14 protein-coding genes are annotated in these 19,702 nt (G+C 62.8%); 11 read left to right on the forward strand and 3 right to left on the reverse strand.

Annotated elements, in window-relative coordinates; translation table 11 throughout:
* Positions 1 to 34 precede the first annotated feature (34 nt).
* The 5 genes from AC1L6K_RS07210 to secA all read left to right on the forward strand — a co-directional run bounded on the left by AC1L6K_RS07210 (position 35) and on the right by secA (position 7,834).
* Positions 35 to 1,714: an LpqB family beta-propeller domain-containing protein gene (locus AC1L6K_RS07210; protein ID WP_480952026.1), complete on the forward strand. Its 1,680-nt coding sequence runs from the start codon at positions 35 to 37 to the stop codon at positions 1,712 to 1,714.
* A 180-nt stretch (positions 1,715 to 1,894) separates the two neighbouring features.
* Positions 1,895 to 2,857 (forward strand): ComF family protein, encoded by a 963-nt coding sequence (locus tag AC1L6K_RS07215; RefSeq protein ID WP_480952027.1) that lies wholly within the window; start codon positions 1,895 to 1,897, stop codon positions 2,855 to 2,857.
* Between the two features lie 114 nt (positions 2,858 to 2,971).
* Positions 2,972 to 3,667, forward strand: a complete 696-nt coding sequence (gene hpf / locus AC1L6K_RS07220) for a ribosome hibernation-promoting factor, HPF/YfiA family (protein ID WP_480952028.1) — start codon at positions 2,972 to 2,974, stop codon at positions 3,665 to 3,667.
* 59 nt (positions 3,668 to 3,726) lie between these two features.
* Entirely contained in the window at positions 3,727 to 4,938 is a 1,212-nt protein-coding gene (locus tag AC1L6K_RS07225; protein ID WP_480952029.1) for a winged helix-turn-helix domain-containing protein, read from the forward strand.
* A gap of 121 nt (positions 4,939 to 5,059) precedes the next feature.
* Positions 5,060 to 7,834, forward strand: a complete 2,775-nt coding sequence (gene secA / locus AC1L6K_RS07230) for a preprotein translocase subunit SecA (protein WP_480952030.1) — start codon at positions 5,060 to 5,062, stop codon at positions 7,832 to 7,834.
* Positions 7,835 to 7,965: 131 nt separating this feature from the next.
* Here the strand turns inward: secA and AC1L6K_RS07235 are convergent, their stop codons facing one another.
* Together AC1L6K_RS07235 and AC1L6K_RS07240 are read right to left on the reverse strand one after the other, a co-directional pair.
* Positions 7,966 to 8,544, reverse strand: a complete 579-nt coding sequence (locus AC1L6K_RS07235) for an Rv3235 family protein (RefSeq protein ID WP_480952031.1) — start codon at positions 8,542 to 8,544, stop codon at positions 7,966 to 7,968.
* Positions 8,545 to 8,626: 82 nt separating this feature from the next.
* Positions 8,627 to 9,481: a LysM peptidoglycan-binding domain-containing protein gene (locus tag AC1L6K_RS07240; protein WP_480952032.1), complete on the reverse strand. Its 855-nt coding sequence runs from the start codon at positions 9,479 to 9,481 to the stop codon at positions 8,627 to 8,629.
* A 130-nt stretch (positions 9,482 to 9,611) separates the two neighbouring features.
* On the opposite strand from AC1L6K_RS07240, the gene AC1L6K_RS07245 reads away from it, so the two are divergent.
* Complete coding sequence (locus tag AC1L6K_RS07245; protein WP_480952033.1) at positions 9,612 to 10,220, forward strand: hypothetical protein; 609 nt, start codon at positions 9,612 to 9,614, stop codon at positions 10,218 to 10,220.
* 67 nt (positions 10,221 to 10,287) lie between these two features.
* Here AC1L6K_RS07245 and AC1L6K_RS07250 read toward each other — a convergent pair whose 3' ends face one another.
* Positions 10,288 to 10,506, reverse strand: a complete 219-nt coding sequence (locus AC1L6K_RS07250) for a helix-turn-helix domain-containing protein (RefSeq protein WP_480952034.1) — start codon at positions 10,504 to 10,506, stop codon at positions 10,288 to 10,290.
* A gap of 514 nt (positions 10,507 to 11,020) precedes the next feature.
* Between AC1L6K_RS07250 and AC1L6K_RS07255 the strand changes: the two genes are divergently transcribed.
* The 5 genes from AC1L6K_RS07255 (at position 11,021) to AC1L6K_RS07275 (ending at position 19,642) form a co-directional block, all read left to right on the forward strand.
* A complete protein-coding gene (locus AC1L6K_RS07255; protein ID WP_480952035.1) occupies positions 11,021 to 11,557 on the forward strand; it encodes a hypothetical protein in 537 nt (178 codons plus the stop codon).
* 124 nt (positions 11,558 to 11,681) lie between these two features.
* A complete protein-coding gene (locus AC1L6K_RS07260) occupies positions 11,682 to 11,999 on the forward strand; it encodes a hypothetical protein (protein WP_480952036.1) in 318 nt (105 codons plus the stop codon).
* 319 nt (positions 12,000 to 12,318) lie between these two features.
* Positions 12,319 to 12,960: a hypothetical protein gene (locus tag AC1L6K_RS07265; RefSeq protein ID WP_480952037.1), complete on the forward strand. Its 642-nt coding sequence runs from the start codon at positions 12,319 to 12,321 to the stop codon at positions 12,958 to 12,960.
* Positions 12,957 to 14,681 carry a CpaE/TadZ family protein gene (locus AC1L6K_RS07270; protein WP_480952038.1) on the forward strand — a complete coding sequence of 575 codons (1,725 nt, stop codon included), beginning with the start codon at positions 12,957 to 12,959 and terminating at the stop codon, positions 14,679 to 14,681. Before AC1L6K_RS07265 ends, AC1L6K_RS07270 begins: the two co-directional genes overlap by 4 nt.
* Before the next feature lie 92 nt (positions 14,682 to 14,773).
* Positions 14,774 to 19,642: an NAD-glutamate dehydrogenase gene (locus AC1L6K_RS07275; protein WP_480952039.1), complete on the forward strand. Its 4,869-nt coding sequence runs from the start codon at positions 14,774 to 14,776 to the stop codon at positions 19,640 to 19,642.
* The last annotated feature ends 60 nt before the right edge of the window (positions 19,643 to 19,702 follow it).

The raw sequence follows: 19,702 nt of genomic DNA on the forward strand, positions 1-19,702 counted from the left end.
CGCAGGGCGGCACTGGGCGTCCACAATTTGGGTGATGGCCGTCGTCGTACTTCTGGCTGTGGCAGGCTGCGCGACAATCCCAACCAACGGCCCCGTGGGCAAGAGCGATCCCCTGGCGCCGCGCAGCAATACCGTCAACATCAACTTTGAGCAGTTTGCTCCTGTGGAGGATGCCTCGCAGGAGAGCATCGTGCGTGGATTCATTGAGTCGGGCACAGGCCTCAGCGACGACTTTCAGGTGGCGCGGGAGTACTTGTCGTCGGGACTTGCGCAGTCCTGGGTGCCGGACAAGCAAACGCTCGTGTACAAGGACACCTTCTCGGTGGCTCCGGGGAAGGAAAAAGACTCCTTTGTACTGAAATTTGATGTGGTTTCCACTGTGGACTCCACAGGAGTGCTGACCCCGGCCAAGGACGGTGCCACCGAGAGCCTGAACATGAAGCTGGTCCAGGTGGACGGCCAATGGCGCATCTCCGAGGCGCCCAACGGCGTGATGCTGACCGAGGCAACCTTTGAAACACTCTTCAGCCCCTTGTCCCTGTATTTCTACGACCCCACGTTCACCTACGGCATCCCGGACGTCCGCTGGCTTGTCAGCCGCTCCTCAAGGACAACAACCGCCATTGTCAAGGCGATGCTGAACGGTCCGGCACCGTATCTGCAGGGCGCTGTCGTCAGCGCCTTCCCCAACGGAATCACGCTCGAGCGTGATTCCGTGCCCGTCAGCGACAACGGCGTGGCGAAGGTCGGGTTGACGGCACCGCAGCTGCTGGACACCAGCGTCAAGACGCGCCAGCAAATGCACGACCAGCTGCTGGTGACACTGCAAAAGAGCCTCAATACGGTCACCGAGGTGCAATTCCTGGCCGACGACAGGCAAATCGACATGGGTGGGGCAGCCGACGACAGCACAAACATGATCATTGACAACTCTGTGATCACAACCCAGGTTGCGCTGTCGAAAAATGAGCTTGTCACCTTCGACGGGACCAAGGTCGCACCCATTCCCGCCATGGCATCGGTGGCGGCTTTGGAGCCGTCGGTGCCGGCAATTTCATACTCGGGCAAGGAGTTTGCCTTCCGCTCGGGTGCCGGCAACCAGGTCTATTCGGTACGGCCCGGGCAGCAACCCCAGCTTGCCATTGCCGGGATCGCACTGACGGCGCCATCGTTCGCCCCCAACGGCTGGCTGTGGGCTGCCTCCGGGGACGGCTCCGGGGATGTCGTTGCCATCAACCCGAACGACGGCGGCAAAATGGGCGCCCCTGTCGTCCTGAAGGTTCCATGGCTGGTGGGGCAGGAGGTGACAACCCTGCGAGTTTCGCGCGATGGAACCAGGGCCCTGGTCATTTCCGAGGCCAACGGCGTGAGCAGGGTCAGTGTCACGGGCATCTTCAAATCCGGGGATGTGCCCAAGGAGCTCACGGCGCCGCTCAGCCTTCTCCACAAAGGCACGCCAACTCTGGGTGTGTGGGTGGGGGAGTCCAGCGTTGCCGTCATGGCGCCGTCGGTCGCCGACCCCGTCACTATCGAGATTCTGGACCTGGCACGCGGCCCGCAGGAGATGGACAAGCTGCCGGGCATTGAATGGCTCAGTGCCGGCTCGGGGGTGCGCAACGTCCATGCGCAGACCGCCACCGAGTACTTCGCGAATGTTGGCAGCAGCTGGGAAGTGGTGGCGAAGGAGCTGCGGCAGGCTTCATTCGCTGGATAGCTGGATAGCTGCAGGACCGCCCCGCCCCGGCTGAGGCTGCCCATGGGCACCATCCGGGGTTGGTCAACGTCCCAGGAGACCGTGGGCGTTCATTCCTCCACAGCCGGGCTGCCCGCCGAGCAGTCCACAATGTCGGGGGATGTGGTCCTTCCCGGGCGGTAACGGGCACATGCTGGACTCATGGACAGTGACAGTGACCGCAGTGGAGGAGAAACGCCGGGCTGTGCGCCGCTGCCGGTGACGCACAGGGGGCGTGCCAACTCGCCCTGGCTGCGCTTTTGGCTGTGGTGCCAGGGTGCATGGCACGATTTTGTTTATCTGGTCCTGCCGGCCGAGTGCGTCGTCTGCGGTCGTGAAGACCAGTCCTTGTGCCCGGCATGTTCTGCCGTGTTGCGACGACAGACGGGGGCTCCGTTCAGGGCAGAAGGTGCAGCCGATGCGCTCGTGGGTGTGTTGGGTGATTCCCATCTTCCGGTGGTTGCTGCCGGAGAATACCGGGACGCCTTGGCAGCGACCATCCTGGCCTTTAAAAACCACGGCCGCACGGAGCTTTGCGCCCCCCTGGGCCGCTGCCTCGCCCACGGACTTTCCCACGCTTTGGAACAGCTGTCCCAGCTTCAGACACGAGATGCGGCGGCTGGTCCGCAGCACCCTCCGCACCAGATCTGGCTGGTTCCGATCCCCAGCACCGGCAGGGGCTGGCGCCGTCGCGGTTATGACCCGGTCGCCATGATTCTGCATTCGATGGTGAGGGAGGGGCGGCTGCCACCGGGAGTGGTCATCGCCCCGGTTTTGCGGATCAAGGCGGGGCTTCCATGGCGCCGCCACCACCAGAAAGGCCTGGGCCGGGCGGCACGGCGCAGCAACGTTCACAACACCATGAAAATAGCCCGCTGGCGGCGCCGCAACTTTTGGTTCGCAGGGAAGCCGAACAACCAAAGGGCCGTCATCATCGACGATGTGCTGACCACGGGCTCAACCATGCGGGAAGCCGCTAAAACACTGGGCCAGGCAGGTCTGGAAGTGAGCGCTGCAGTGGTGCTGGCAGCGGCGCGGACACCGGATCGGAGCCCCGAAATATCTGCCGTAAAGGGACTCGCCGAAAATTCTTTCACGCAAAAGATGAATAATCCGATCCGGTGAACTAACGTGGGTAAACGGGTACCTCTAGCAAGGGGAAACCGCCCGTCGGCGGTCAGTATTGCAGCGTCAAGTGCTAGCCGGCCGCCGTGTCACCGAAGATATTTGGAGGGCACCATGGAGTTCATGATCACCGGTCGCAACTTGAGTGTTTCGGACCGATTCCGCGAATATGCTGGCGAGAAGCTCACGAAGATCGAACAGCTGGCCAACAAGGTCCAGCGCGTCGATGTGAAGGTTTCCAAGGAGAGCAAGGCCCGCACCGCAGAGACTCCACTCACTGTTGAGCTGACCGTTTTGGGTCGGGGTCCGGTCATCCGCGCGGAAGCTGCCGCCTCGGACAAGTTCGCTGCTTTTGATCTGGCCTACGGAAAGTTGCTGGAGCGACTCCGCAGGGCCAAGGACAAGAAGAAAGTCCACCACGGCAGGCACGCACCCGTGGCCGTCAACGCGGCCACCGGCTCACTGGCCCCCGTCAGCAGTTCCGAGCCAATCTACGCTCAGACTCCTGCCGAAGAAGCCGCAGTCACATCGCCTTACGACATCGAGAACGACATTCCCGCCGGTGACTCACCCGTGCTGATCCGGCGCAAGGTCTTCCCGGCCACCGCATTGTCCCTTGACGACGCCGTGGACAACATGGAGATGGTCGGACACGACTTCTACTTGTTCGTCGATTCCGCAACGGGCATCCCCTCCGTGGTCTACCGCCGCAAGGGCTGGACCTACGGTGTCATTTCCCTCGATGACAATGCAGAGGTTCCCGAAGAAATCTCCGCCTACCGTTCAGCGGATGAGCCGGCCAAGGTCTGATCCCGGGCTCGGACACACGCAACAATGCCAGCAACGTCCATAGCCAAGGGACATAAGGGATGAACGCACGGCTGAGCCTGTCACAGGCCCGCCGCGTTGCACTCCATTCCCAGGGACTGGCAAGAGTCAGGCCCACGGAACCCGCCACACCACGGGCCGTGGGCCGGACTTTTGCCCAACTCCAGCTGGTGCAGATCGACTCGGTGAACATCATTTCGCGCAGCCACTTTCTGCCGTTCTTCTCAAGGCTGGGAAATTATGACCGCACCATCCTCGGCTCGATGGCGGGGAAGTCACCGCGAAAGATGATGGAGTATTGGGCCCACGAGGCCAGCTTTATCCGGCCGGTCCACTTCCACGACCTGCGTGTCTGGCAAAACCGCCGCTGGGTGGGATCGGACAGCCTCGAACCAGCACTGCGGGAGACCCTGGAAGCCCAAATCCTGGAACTGCTGGCAGGAAGCCGGGCGCTGACAGCCCGCGAAGTCACGGCCCGCATCGGCCACGAGGAACAAAACAACAAAGACGAATGGGGCTGGAACTGGAGCGCCGTCAAAAGGACCCTCGAGGGCCTCTTTGAACGGGGAGTCGTTGGTGCAGCGTCCCGCAACGAGCAGTTTGAACGCAAATACTCGCTGGTGAAAAAGGTCCTGCCGGCAGCAATTCAGGCCGCAGGAAATGACAACCCGGACAGATACGAGGCAATGGAACGGCTCATTGCCGCAGCGGCCCAGGCCCACGGCATTGGCACGGTCCGTTGTTTTGCCGACTATTTTCGCCTGCCCGTGAGAGACAGTGCAGAAGCCGTGGCCGGGCTCGTGCGCAAGGGGGAACTGAAGCCGGTCGCGGTGCAGGGGTGGAATGCCGAGCTGTTTGCCCACACCAAGGCAAGCGTCCCACGCACTGCGGAGGCGCGAGCGCTCCTCAGCCCCTTTGACTCCCTCGTGTTTGAACGCCGCCGTCTCGAGCAGCTGTTTGGCTTCCATTACCGCCTGGAGATTTACACCCCGGCCGGGCAGCGCAGATACGGATACTACGTGCTGCCATTTCTGCTGGGCGAGAACATTGTGGCGCGCGTGGACCTCAAGGCCGACCGGCAGCAGGGCAGGCTCATGGTTCGCGGCGTGTTCGGGGAGCCGGACGCGCCGGCACACACCGCCGTCGAACTTGCCGGGGAACTGGTGCTGATGGCAGAGTGGCTGGGACTTGGCGACGTCGTCGTACTTCCCCACGGTGACTTGGCACCGGCGCTGGCTGCAGCACTTGGATGATTCGCAGGTGCCTGCTGATGCACGTCTCCAGGATTTGGCCAGAAACTGGCGGGAAACTGGACTTCTTCTCACGTAGACTGAACACGCCACTTTTAGGCAGCAATAGATTGGGAGCAATTTCGTGCCATCACTTCTTGAGCGGGTCCTTCGCACAGGCGATCGCAAGACACTAAAACGACTCAACGTCCTTGCCGACGCCATTGATTCGCTGGAGGACTCTTTTCAGACCTTCACCGACGCTGAACTGCGCGAGGAAACGGACAAGCTCAAGGCCCGCCACACAGATGGCGAGTCGTTGGATGACCTGCTCCCGGAGGCGTTCGCTGCCGTGCGCGAAGCATCGTCCCGCACGTTGGGCCTGCGCCACTTCCGCGTCCAGCTCATGGGTGGTGCCGCCCTGCACCTTGGCAACATTGCCGAAATGAAGACGGGTGAAGGCAAGACCCTGGTCGCGACAGCCCCGGCGTATCTCAACGCGCTCACCGGCAACGGCGTCCACGTGGTCACGGTCAACGACTACCTGGCCCAGTACCAGTCGGACCTGATGGGGCGTGTGTTCAGGTTCCTTGGCCAGAGCACCGGCTGCATTGTGTCAAACCAGGACCCGGCACACCGCCGCGCCCAGTACGCTGCCGACATCACCTACGGCACCAACAACGAATTTGGTTTCGATTACCTGCGCGACAACATGGCCTGGAGCCAGGACGAACTGGTCCAGCGCGGCCACAACTTTGCGATTGTCGATGAAGTTGACTCGATCCTCATCGACGAGGCCCGCACGCCGCTGATCATTTCCGGCCCGGCCTCCGGAGACGCCAACCGCTGGTACGGCGAATTTGCCAAGGTTGTGCTGCGCCTGAACATCGACGAGGACTACGAAGTCGATGAGAAGAAGCGCACCGTGGGTGTGCTGGAGGACGGCATTGAAAAAGTCGAGGACTACCTCGGCATCACCAACCTGTACGAATCAGCAAACACCCCGCTGATCGGTTTCCTGAACAACGCCATCAAGGCCAAGGAACTGTTCAAGCGCGACAAGGACTACGTCATCATGGACGGCGAAGTCCTGATCGTTGACGAGCACACCGGCCGCATCCTGGCCGGGCGCCGCTACAACGAGGGCATGCACCAGGCCATCGAAGCCAAGGAAGGCGTGGAGATCAAGGCTGAGAACCAGACCTTGGCCACCGTGACCTTGCAGAACTACTTCCGCCTGTACGGCAAGCTCTCCGGCATGACGGGCACCGCCGAGACTGAGGCGTCCGAATTCATGGGCACCTATTCGCTGGGTGTTGTCCCCATCCCCACGAACAAGCCCATGCAGCGCGCGGACCAGTCGGATCTTGTCTACAAGAACGAAGTCGTGAAGTTCGACGCCGTTGTGGCTGACATTGCCGAACGCCACGAAACCGGGCAGCCGGTCCTGGTGGGCACAACCAGCGTTGAGAAGAGCGAATACCTCTCCAAGAAGCTGGCTGAGGCAGGCGTCAAGCATGAGGTCCTCAACGCCAAGAACCACGCACGTGAGGCTGCCATCGTGGCCCAGGCGGGCCGCCGCGGCGCCGTCACGGTTGCCACCAACATGGCCGGCCGAGGCACCGACATCATGCTCGGCGGCAATGCTGAGTTCAACGCCGTCGCCGAGCTCGCCGCCCGCGGACTGGACCCGGAGGAAAACGCGGAAGAGTACGAGGCGGCCTGGGACGAGGCGTTCGAGGAAGCCAAGCTGGCGGTCAAGGACGAGCACGAAGCCGTTGTTGAAGCCGGCGGACTCTATGTGCTGGGCACCGAGCGGCACGAATCCCGCCGCATCGACAACCAGCTCCGCGGCCGCTCCGGACGTCAAGGCGACCCGGGCGAGTCCCGGTTCTACCTCTCACTGACCGACGACCTGATGCGCCTGTTCAACTCCGGTGCTGCCGAGCGACTCATGTCCCGCTCCTCCATGCCCGATGATGTGGCCCTTGAATCCAAGCTTGTCTCCAAGGCCATCGCCTCGGCTCAGGGCCAGGTTGAGGGTCGCAACGCCGAACAACGCAAGAACGTTCTCAAGTACGACGACGTCCTGAACCGCCAGCGCGAAGCCATCTACGGCGACCGTCGCCGCATCCTCGAAGGCGGAGACCTGCACGAAAAGGTCCAGCACTTCCTGGAAGACACCGTCAACGAGATCATTGACGCCTCGCTGAGCTCAGGACACGCAGGCGAATACGATTTCACCACCCTGTGGGGCAACCTGCGCACCATCTACCCTGTGACAGTGACAGTGGAAGAAATCGCGGAAGAGGCGGGCGGCGAAGGCCGGATCACCGCCGAACAGCTCAAGACGGAGCTGCTCTCGGACGCCAAGGTGGCCTACCAGGAACGCGAAGCGGCCCTGGGCTCGTCCACCATGCGCGAACTGGAACGCCGTGTTGTGCTGTCAGTGGTGGGACGCAAGTGGCAGGAACACCTGTACGAGATGGATTACCTCAAGGAAGGCATCGGGCTGCGGGCCATGGCCCAGCGTGATCCGCTCGTTGAGTACCAGCGCGAAGGCTACGAGATGTTCCTGTCCATGATGGCCGGCATCCGGGAAGAGAGCGTCGGCTTCCTGTTCAACCTGGAAGTACAGGTTGAAAACTCGCCTGACGCCGGCGTAGGTGTCGTTGCAGACGCGCCGTCGGCCCTGATGGGCCGTGTGGACGGGGCCGCCGGGGACCATGATCATGACCATGATGCCCCCCACATCTCCGCTCCGGGGCTTGAGCCACCGGCCAAGCCGGCACAGCTTCAGTTCAGCGCCCCGGATGCCCAGGGTGAAGCCGAAACGCATGTTGAGCGCCGCAGCGGCGGGCTGCCGCCGTCGGCCAAGCGCCCGGCAAACAAGAACAACAAGAAGAAGAAAAAGCGCTAACACCGGGTTCTCGCACTTCTGCAGGAAATGCCGCCGGTTGACGGAAATGCCATGGAACTACCGTGGCGCTTCGGTCAAGCGGCGGCATTCTTCATGTCCGGGGCCGGCCCGGAAAGCCCGCGAAGCAGGAACTACCCAATTTGCAGGGCAGTGACTTTCCAAAGACCGCCGTCGAGTTCAAAGCGCATGGCGATGGCGCGAAAACGGGTTCTGTCGGCAATCACCACCGCGGACTCAAAGATCCCTGGTGCGACAGCGCTGCAATGAACTGAATGGACCTGGGGCTGATGGTGCAGGGTGCGCACATTTTCGGCGCCGGGATCGTGGCTGCGACGGCGGAATTCGGCCTTGTAGGCCTCGGCATGCAGACGCGCGCGTGTGGACAGGGCGCTCAGGCACATGGTGTCCAGCCATCTGGCCAGCTGCTGCACCGAGCGCGCCCCGTTGAGCACTTCAAGGACGGCCTGGGCCACCTTGCACGACATCGACCTCACCACCGCCCGCTCAGCAGCCTCCGGATCCAGTACGCGTACCGCGCCGGAGGTGGCATTGCTGCGGCCCGGCCGCTGGCGCCTCAAGCGTTCTTCCCGGCTGGGCAGCCGCACAACGTCCCCACCCGCGGAGGCTTCAGATCCGGGGACGGCGGCTTGGACGGGCTTGACCACCAACAGGGCGGGGGTGCCTGCTCCGGAAATGGCTGGGGTGCTCATGGGGTGCTCCTTTGTGATCGTAAAATGTTCGTGCCGGTAGGAAAGCAGGATCGCTCCTTCTCCCCGGCCCGGAACCATTCAGCTATGGGCCCGCCGGTGGGTGGAGGATCTGGCCTGGAAGAATGACGTTGGGATTTGCGCCGATCGTGTCCCGATTCGCTTCGTACCAGCCCGGCCAGGCCAGCGCGACCTCGACATCGCTCGAGTACGGGCCCAAGGCAGCGGCCACAATGCTCCACAAGCTGTCACCGTTTTTCACAACCACCTCCATGGTGCCGCTGCCGTCGGGTGAAGATTCCCCGGGGAGGTCCGACGCCGAATCACCACTGCCGCCGCCGGCTGCGGTTGGGGACGGACCGGGCCGTGTGGAAGGCCGGACCACAAGGTCGGGATTGGTTTCAGGGGCGTGCGGAATCCACTGCGGTTCCACCGGTACGGACGGGGCGGCCGGAAGGACGTCCTGAACGGTGCCGCCGGTGCCGGTCGGCAGGCTCGGGGTGCCGCCTGATTCGTTGGGTGCAACCGCCGCCGGGGCCGTGGCCACGGTTTCGGCGTGCCACCGGGGGTCAACGCCGGGACCTTCAGCTGCGCCGGCCAACGGAGCAGCCAGCAGATTCAGCCCCATCACGGCCGTGACCAGCCGCCGCATGAAAGCCGGCGACCAGGCCTCGGTGAATGCGGCAAGCCTGACGGCGCCCAAGGATTGGGCTGCGCCCGAGATGCAGGCGCAGACCAAGGCCAGCAACCACCAGATGAGCAGTCCGATGCCCGCACCAGCAGCAGCCACACCCAGCAATTCAGGCAGATTGAGCGCCGTCGATGCACCGGCGCCGCTCCAACGCAGGCGCAGTACGGAAGAGCCGCTGAAGACCAAGGAAGCGCCAAGGAAAAGGATCGCAGCCGTCATGGCCACGTCTGCACGAGTTTGCCGTTTCATCTGCATCACCTTTGAGCAATTTAGAGACCGTTTGACATCGTTTGAATCTATATAACCTATTTTGAACCCGTTTCCTCGATCCTGTCCATAGGGACGAGAAAGATTGTGGATAGCTCATGGCAATGGCCCCATGCACACGGCGCTTGACTGGGCGGCCGGCCGCGCCTACCGTGACGCCATGCGATGGGAACTGCTCTTTGGCGACTTGGAAGCCCAGATGGACGCCGCCACGCAGCAGGATCTGGAACGGCAGATCAACGAGCTGGCCAGGGTCGAAGCCTCTCAGCTGACCCTGGCCCAGGCATTGCGTGGCGCTGTGGGTGGGCAGCTTTCAGTTGTCATGTGCAATGGCACGGCGTTTCATGGCGAGGTTCGCAGGGTGGAACCGCAGTGGGCGCTGGTGCATGAAAGCAACCGTTCTGTCCTGCTGCCCCTGGCCAGGATCCTGCGCGTGCAGGGATTGGGCGCCCAACGGGCCACGGCTGTGTCGAAAGTCCCCTACACGCTCGCGGCAGCACTGCGAATTCTCGCCCGCAACAGGTCGATGGTTGTCCTCGATTTGGACAGCACACGCCCCGCCACCTTGCGCGGAGTGCTTGATCAGGTGGGTGCCGATTATGTTCAGCTGATGCAATTGGCCGACGGCGTCAGCCGGGACCGCGGGAACCGGCAGGGCAGCGTCGTGGTTCCCATGGCACAGCTGGTATCAGTGGCATCGTCGACGGACAACGAGTTCTGAGCGCGGCTGGAACAACGCCAGCCCGGAAACAAACCCACGCCGGCACCAATGCGCAGGGCACGATGGATTACCTGTTTGGAGTCGGGCTTTCGGCCGCCAACATTGCCCTGGCTGCTGCGTGGCGGTCGTCAATAAACTGCTCAAACTTTGCTTCATCCACGCGCCACTGGCCGCGGCCGCCGATTTGGAAGGCGGGCAGCTCACCGCTGTGCACGAGGGCGTAGCATGCTGCGGCCGAAATTTGCAGCTGTTCGGCAACGTCGGCCAATGTCAGGAATCGGGGCATGCAACCATTATCTCCCTTTTGAACTCATTTGACGAGGTTTGTCGTGGATATCCACAGGCTGCCGGACCGGGGCCGGTGCTCCCGCTTTGCAAGGGCACGACGTGGGGAGTTGAAACGGTGGGCATCTTCACCTCCCTGTCGGCAGAAACCACCACGCCGCAGAGCTGAACGCCATGGTCCGCGAGCATTTGACCATTGGAAATCGGCTTCACTGCGACGCGACGGTCACCGAGGACAAGTCCATGGCCAGGCCCCGCAACGCATCGGCCCTGGCCATGTGGCTGTCCCAGCCGGCGAATGGTTATCGGGGAAGGCGGGTGGCAGGTGTTTGCAGAGCTTACTGCACCTGCTCTCGAACGCTGGCGCATGCATGTCCATCCGAAAGGTCAGGGCTTTTCCCGCGAAGAGCACGGAGCTGCATGCTAGACATGAAGTTAGTGTCCATGAACGTACTTTGAAGTGCAGATAGGCCGTACACATGGGAATGGCTTCGCATTATGGAAATGGGTATTGCATGTTTCGAAAGATCACAACAGTTGGAACGGTTTTGTCGCTCGGGCTTGGCGCCTTTTTGCTGGCCGCGCCGGCAGCCGGCGCGATGGAATCATTGGCTGGACCAGAGGTGGTTTCGCCGTTGGTGTGCGACAGCCCGGGAACGGTTCAGGGCATTGTCAGCAAGACACCGGTTTTCATCCCCGGAACAGGTGAACCTACGCACACCCTGGAGCCCGGGTCCTCCGTCTCGTACACAACTGAGACCAGCGGAACGATTACGGCAACACTGACGGCGGGAGCGTCACTCGAAGTTGGCACTGTCGTAGCCAAGGCAAAGGCCGAAGTCAGTGGGAGCCTTGCTCAAAGCGTGACATGGAACAAGGGACTCACCCTGACGGCGACCAACACTACGTCATCAGCCAAGACCGTTGCCCTGGGCGCATACGGGTACCAGGTGACGATGAGGACTTCCTCTTACATCTCGCCGTGCACGCTGGTCTCCCATGACACAACAGTGAACATTCCGGCCAATGATTTCTCGTGGGGCCATGTCTAAGATCAACTTGCACCGAAACCTAGCCTTAACCGTTGGTTTGCTGGCGGCCCTTCTGGCAACAAGCTGCACGGGAGCAGGGGCACCGGCCGAAACCAGCCGGACCCCAACCCAAAATGAATCCGGAATGGCGAGCCTCAAAGAAGCTGTGCAGACGGTTCTGGATTCACCAACAAACCAAGGGCTTGCAGCGGTTGGAAACAACCGCAAGGACGGGTTTTCCAACACCCCCTTGCTCAGTGGGGCCCCTGACGAAGTACGGCTCGTGGTTGCCTGCAGCGGCGGGGGAGAATCAGAAGTCCAGATCGGTTTAGGGAACGTGTCGATTGATTGTGACTCCGCTGCCCACATCATCGAAAAAGTGCAGTCGAAGTCCCTGACCATCTCCGCTCCAGAAGCTCCATCAACCCCAGGGAGCATTTACGTCCTCGTAGCCAAGCCGTAAGTCCTGCTGGCTCGAGTCCACCCAGGTTCACACTGCACTGCTGCTGTCATCATGAACTGACGAACACCGGCCCGCGGCCGTACGTGTCAGGCCGCGAGTCTCGCCCGCGGCCTGACGCAGGCGCAGCTGGCTGCAACGCCGTATTTGTCCACAGATTCGGCTCATTTCGGTCCAAGGCCTTTCAACCCGGGCCGATCAGCGGTAGAACTGGAAGACCGCAGCCACGGCAAGTGGCTGCCCACACTGAATGCGGGAATGGCCGCCTCGAACGATGCCGCCCGGCACCACGTGGCGGCGGGGTTCCCAAAGTGGAGGAACTATGGCTATGGATGCGCAGGGGCCCGCCCCACGATTGAGCAAGCCGACGTGGAAGGACCCGCGCCTCTTGATCGGCATCCTGCTTGTCCTTGCCGCCGTCGCGGGGGTGGTGGCGTTGGTGGGAAGCGCAGGGAAGACCATGCCCGCATATGTGGCCAAGGATGCCTTGGTTGTCGGCCAAAAGATCACCGCCGACTCGTTGACTGTGATCCAAGTCCAGCTGGGGGACGTGGATGGCAAATATCTCGACCCCAACGACCCCCTTGACAACACGGCCGTGGCCATCCGCATGGTGCCCAAGGGGGAGCTTGTAGCACGCTCCAGCGTAGGAAAAGCCGACGCCCTCGACCGCAAACCCGCATCGGTCAGCATCGACGAACCCCTGCCCAAGGAAGTTGTTGTTGGTTCCCATGTCGACGTGTGGGTCGCCCTGCCGGACGAGCGAAACGGCTATCAGGTTCCGATCCTCATGCTGCCCGGCGCGGAGGTTGCCGCGCTCAACGTTGCCGCCTCTTCGCTGGGATCGGGCCAGAACATGCAGCTGATGGTGCTGGTCACCGACACGCAAATGCCCAAATTTATTGGTGCCGTCGCCAACAAGGCCAAAGTCTCGGTGGTGTGGAACCCCGGAGCTGCACCGTGAACCAAATAACAGTTGTTTCGGTGGGGGACACGGCAACTGGCGTCATTGCTGGGCTCGTGCAGCAGCAGGGAGAGTTGCGGATCGTGCGGCGGTGCCCGGCACTGGCGGACCTCCTTGCCGCCTGTCAAAGCGGGCTTGCGCAAGTTGCTGTCGTGGCCGACTGCGCCGGGGACCTGACGGCAACACTTGTCGACAGGCTTACAGCTGTAGGCGTCAGCGTTGTGGCCGTCGCGGATTCCCCTGCGGAGACGCAGAGGCTGCGCGGCATCGGGGCCTCCACCGTCACCGGGTCCGTCACGGCTGAGGCGCTGGGCGTGGCGGTCCGCGCTGCAGTCGAAGGGCGCCGGCACCCGCGGCAGGCCGGTTTTTCCGTCCCGTCCCCGGGGGCCGGCTCCGGGCAACAGGATCCCTTCCTGATGTTCGACGCCGGACCCGGGAGTCCAGCGGCAACGGTTGCGGACCCCTCGAAGCAGGTGTCCTTGAAACGCGTACCAAGGAACGGGAAGGCCGAGCCTGCAACGGGGTCTGCTGCTGCCCTTGTTGCCGGGAACACTGCTGCCGGGCCATTTGATGCGGGCGGCCGGGGCGTGGAGAACGACGTTGCGGCTGGGGATGCGGCTGCCTCCGGCCAGGACCGGGACACCCCAGGCGAGGGAAGCCCGCATCGAAGGCTGCGCCACCGTCCGGGCGCCACGGGTGGGACAGCGGCAGCATCACCCGAGCAGCAGCTGCTTCCGGGGATGCCGGTGGGACTTCGGGCCAGGATCGCAAGCAGCCTGCATCCGCGGCGCGGGACAGCCGCTGCACGCGGCCGTGTCAATCGGCCCCCATCCAAGAACGCCGCCACTGCCAATGGGCGCCAGATGACCGACGGAGACATCCCCGGGGAACGTGGCGGGCCCGGCACCCTTGTGGCTGTGTGGGGGCCCATCGGCTCACCAGGACGGACCACTTTGGCCATCAACCTTGCGGCGGAACAGGCGGCCGCGGGTCGAAGGGTCATGCTGATTGACGCGGACAGCTACGGCGCGAGCGTTGCGGCGGCCCTGGGCCTGCTTGACGAAGCTGCGTCATTCGCCCAAGCCTGCCGGGCAGCCGACCAAGGAGCCCTCACCGGTGCACATTTGGCGCAGACGGCAACGCAAGTGGTGTTTGACGGGGGTACCTTCTCCCTTTTGACAGGATTGACAAGGGCGGACAGATGGCCGGAATTGCGGGCCGCCGCCGTCGAGCGAGTCCTTGGCCTGGCCCGGGAGCTGGCTGGACTGGTCATTGTGGATTGCGGCTTCGCCCTGGAAAACGACGAAGAGCTCAGCTACGACACGGTGGCGCCGCGGCGCAACGCGGCCACGCTGACGGTCCTGGCGCAGGCAGACATCGTGTATGCGGTGGGCAACAGCGATCCCATCGGAATCCCGCGGCTGATCCGCGGGCTGGGCGAACTGCAGCAGGCAGTTCCGGCGGCCTCGGTCCGCGTGGTTGTCAACAAGGTGCGGCGCAAGGCTGTGGGCGGAGCTCCCGAGAAGTCGCTGGCGCAGGCGTGGGAGCGCTTTGGGCCGGCCCGGGGCATCAGCCATTTTCTGCCCTGGGACCCGGATCTCACCGACAAGGCCTTGCTGGAGGGACGGCTTTTGCTGGAGATTGCCGCCGATGCCCCGCTGCGCCGCGCCATCCGCGACATGGATTGTGCAAGTGACCAACGAACTCAAAAACCGCTGTAGCAAACGCCACAGCAAGGGTTGAGCTTCAAGGCTAGGCTCAATTGAAGGATCGCAAAGAGGCGGTCGGAAGTCTTTCACGGAGGCGTTAATTCATGTCCTTGCACTCACCCAGCCACCAGCCTGTCCGGGATCAGACCCGGTATGGCGGCCAGTCGTTCCTGAATGACTACTTTGTGCAACTGTCCGAGGAGGACGCCGCCCGCTACGATCCGGAGCTGTTGAACGCCCGGGCGTATGCGCACCAGGAGTTGGCGGGCAACCGCACCCCCGGCCAGGCCAATGTGGAAGTTCGCGACGAGCGCGACGCCAGCGTGGTCTTCATCATCACCGACGACATGCCATTTTTGGTTGACTCCGTCAGTGCCGAGCTGGTGCGGCAGAAGCTTCCCATCCACCTGGTCACGCACCCCGTTTTCGTGGTCTCCCGCGACAAGGAAAGCAACGACCTGACCTCCGTGACAAAGGTCCCCTCCCATGCCGGCGTCGCCAGCGGTGACACCTCCGCGATGCCAAACATTGCCCACCTCCTCGGCGACGGTGACAACAGCTCCTTCCTGGAGTCCTGGATCGCCATTGAAATCCCGAAGACCGGCGAGGATGCCAAGGAAAAGCTGCTGGCCGGATTGGCCAAGGTCCTGGCAAACGTCCGGGCCGCCGTTGAAGACTGGCCGGCCATGCGGGAAAAAGCCCTGAGCCGGGCAGAAATCTTGGCAACAGTTCTGGCAGGGGAGTCCCTGGTTGACCTCCGCGAAGCCGAAGATCTCCTGCACTGGATGGAAGCAGACAACTTCACGTTCCTTGGCTACCGTGAATACGACCTGCACAAGCGCGACGGCGAAGACGTCCTGGTCAACCGCGAAGGCAGCGGCCTGGGCCTGCTGCGCGACGGCTCGAGCCACCCCACTGTGCAGCACCTGACAACGACGGGCCGCCGCAAGGCTCGCGAGAAGCGCGTCCTCGTCATCACCAAGGCCAACTCCCGCTCCACAGTGCACCGCGGCGCCTACCTTGACTACATTGGCATCAAGTCCTTTGATTCCCAGGGCAATGTCAATGGTGAGCAGCGCTTTATCGGTTTGTTCTCCTCGGGTGTTTACACCGGCTCGGTCCGCAACATCCCCGTGGTGCGTGAAAAGGTTGACGCCGTCCTGCGCCATTTCGGCTACCCGCCCAACTCCCACTCGGGCAAGGACCTGTTCGCAGTCCTTGAGACCTACCCCCGCGACGAGTTGTTCCAGATCGAGGTCGCCGACCTGATCGAGATTGCCAATGGCATCCTGCGCTTGGCCGAACGCCGTCGTACGAGGTTGTTCCTGCGCCCCGACATATACGGCAGGTTCATGTCGGCGCTGATCTACATCCCCCGCGACCGGTACACCACGGCCGTGCGCCACCGCATTGAGGAAGAGCTCACCCGCACCTTCAACGCCAGCTCCATCGACTTTGAAGCCCGCATGAGCGAATCGGCACTGGCGCGCTTGTTCTTCCGCATCCGCCTGTCCAAGGACTTCAAGGTACCCGCCGACCTGCAGGTGGCCGAACTGGAACAGCGGCTGGTTCGTGCAGCACGCTCATGGCCCGAGGGCATTGCCCAGGTGCTGCGCGACTCCCACCCGCTGGACACGGCCGACCGCCTGGTGGCCAAATGGTCCGACGCCTTCCCGCCAAGCTACCGGGTTGATTTTGAGGTGGAGGACGCACTGGCCGACATCACCCGCTTTGAGGACTTTGACGCCCAGTACAAAACCGCGATTGCGTCGGGGCTGACACCGGACAGGTGCGCTCCCGGCATGCAGGTCTACCTGCCGGCCGGCACGGAGCTGGATGAAGATGCGCGCGTGAAGCTGTACATGGCCCACCCGCAGAGCCTCAGCAAGATCCTGCCGTTCTTCCACAACCTCGGCATTGAAGTTCTCGATGAGCGCCCCTTTGAGGTTGAAACCGCCGACAAGCGTGATTTCTTCCTTTATGACCTGGGCCTGAAGTACCCGGCAGGTGTTGACCCGATGGCCACCGCAGGATTGCTCACCGACGCCTTTTCCGCAGCCATCACGGGGCTGAGCGAATCGGACAACTTTGACCGCCTGGTGCTGACGGAAGGCATGCAGTGGCGCCAGATCGTGATTCTCCGCGCCTACGCCAAATACCTGCGCCAAATGGGCAACACCAATTCCTTCGGGTTCATCGCGGACACGCTCCTGCACAACGTGGCAGTGACCCGCGGTCTCGTCGAGCTGTTTGAGGCCCGTTTCAACCCGGCTGTTGACGACGGCGACCGTGCAGCGCTGCAGGATGAGGTTCATGCCCGGCTCAACGAAGCGCTCGAAGGTGTGCCCACCCTTGACGCCGACAGGGTGCTGCGCACCTTTGCCAACCTTGTCGATTCGACGCTGCGGACCAACCATTACCGCGGCCGCGAGTACCTGAGCCTCAAGCTGGACCCGTCAACCATCGACGGGCTGCCGGAACCGAAGCCCATGTTTGAGATTTGGGTGTATTCCCCCCGCGTTGAAGGCACACACCTGCGCTTTGGCAAGGTGGCACGCGGCGGGTTGCGCTGGTCTGACCGCCGTGAAGATTTCCGCACCGAGGTGCTGGGCCTGGTCAAGGCACAAACCGTCAAAAACGCCGTCATCGTTCCCACCGGCGCCAAGGGCGGATTCTTTGCCAAGCAGCTGCCCAACCCGGCCGTTGACCGCGGCGCCTGGATCGAGGAAGGCCGCGAGAGCTACAAAACGTTCATCCGCGGCCTGCTCGACCTCACCGACAACCTCGTTGCCTCCGCGGACGGTGAAGTGGTTGTGCCGCCGGAAAACGTGGTGCGCCATGACTCTGAGGACACCTACCTGGTGGTGGCTGCGGACAAGGGCACGGCCTCGTTCTCGGACACGGCCAATGCCATCTCCGCTGACTACAACTTCTGGCTCGGCGACGCGTTCGCGTCCGGCGGCTCTGTCGGCTACGACCACAAGTCCATGGGCATCACCGCCCGGGGTGCATGGGAGTCGGTGAAGCGCCACTTCAGCGAGTTCGACGTCGACACCCAGACCCAGGAGTTCACGGCAGTTGGTGTGGGGGACATGTCAGGCGACGTGTTTGGCAACGGCCTGCTCCGGACCCGCCACGTGCGCCTGGTTGCGGCCTTTGACCACAGGGACATTTTTCTTGATCCCACACCCGAAGCAGGCGCTGCCTTTGACGAGCGCCAGCGCCTGTACGACCTGCCCCGTTCGTCCTGGCAGGACTACAACAAGGAGCTCATCAGCGCAGGCGGCGGCGTGTATTCGCGGGCGTTGAAATCAATCCCGATTTCAGCACAGGTGCGCACGGCCCTTGGCCTGCCCGAGGGAACGGTGAAACTCAGTCCGCCGGAACTGCTCCGTGCAGTGCTGCTGGCACCCACCGACCTGCTGTACAACGGTGGCATCGGCACCTACATCAAGGCCAGCACCGAAAGCAATGCCTCGGTCGGGGACAAAACCAATGACTCCATCCGTGTTGACGGCGCCGATCTGCGCGTGAAGATCATCGGTGAGGGCGGAAACCTTGGCATGACCCAGCGGGGCCGCGTGGAGGCTGCACTGCACGGGGTCATCCTGAACACCGACGCCATCGACAACTCGGCCGGCGTCGACTGCTCCGACCATGAAGTGAACATCAAGATCTTCGTTGACCGCATGGTTGCGGCAGGCAAGCTTGACCCGGAGGAACGCACGGCATTCCTGATGTCGATGACGGATGAAATCGGGCAGCTGGTGCTGGAAGACAACATTGAGCAGAACATCATGCTGCTCAACGACCGCCAGCGGGTAGTCGAGTGGAGCCCCAGCTACGAGCGCTTCATGGACTGGCTCGAAGAGCGTGCGGGCCTGAACCGCGAGCTTGAGGCCCTGCCCAGCAATGCCGAGCTGCGTGAGCGCCTGGCCGCCGGCCAGGGACTCACCTCGCCCGAGCTGGCCGTCCTGCTCGCCTACGCCAAGATGGAACTGGCCACGTCGCTGAGCAACAGTGACCTGGCCACGGACCCCTGGTTCAAGACAACGCTGCGCCGCTACTTCCCGGCGCAGGTTGCCGAACGATTTGATGCAGAGTTGGACACCCACCCGCTGCGCAAGGAGATCATTGCGACGGTGGTGGCCAACGACATGGTCAACCTGGGCGGCATCACCTTTGCCTTCCGCGCCATGGAGGAATCCTCAGCCGGCGAGGTCGTGGTCGCCAAGGCCTTCGTCGCCCTGCATGAGATCTTTGACTTTGCCTCCATGACTGCGGCACTGCGGGAGCTGCCGCCGTCGTTCCCGACAGAGCAGTGGTGCACCGTCCACCTGGACATCCGCCGCCTCTTGGACCGTGCGGTGCGGTGGCTGGTCAATGAAGGCATTGGGCAGCAGCGCATTGAAGAGCTCGTCAACCGGTTCAAGCCGGTTGTTGGCGGGCTGGGCACGCACATGGGCGACTTCTTCCAGGGCGTCGACGTGGCACGCGTGGAGACGTGGTCCAGCCGGGCCGCATCCTTTGACATGCCGCCGTCGTTGGGCAGCCGTTGGGCTGAACTCTTCGAGACGTTCCCGCTCCTTGACGTGGCCAAGGTCAGCGAGTCGCTGGACGAACCGCAGGAGGCAGTCGCCAGCGTCTACTACGCGCTGTACAACCGCTACGGTGTGGATGGCTTGCTCGAGCGCATTACGGCGCTGCCGCGCAATGACAGGTGGCAGGCGCTCGCCCGCGCGGCGCTGCGTGACGATCTCTATGCGACAACGTCTGACATGACACGCAACGTCATGGACAGCACCGCTGACGGCACCCCCACGATGGAGCGGATTCAGGCGTGGGAGACTGCGAACGAGGAACAGCTGGCCCGTGCCGTGCGCATGTTTGCCGAGGTCAACGAGCTTGAGGAAGACGACATGGCGTCGTTGTCTGTAGCATTGAGGCTCTTGCGTTCAATCGTGCGGCGCTAAATTCGCCGCCGTTTTCTGCGGTTGCAGCTGCACGGTTGCAACAGTTAGTGCGGTGCCCGT

This window comes from Specibacter sp. BI4 (genome assembly GCF_056680095.1).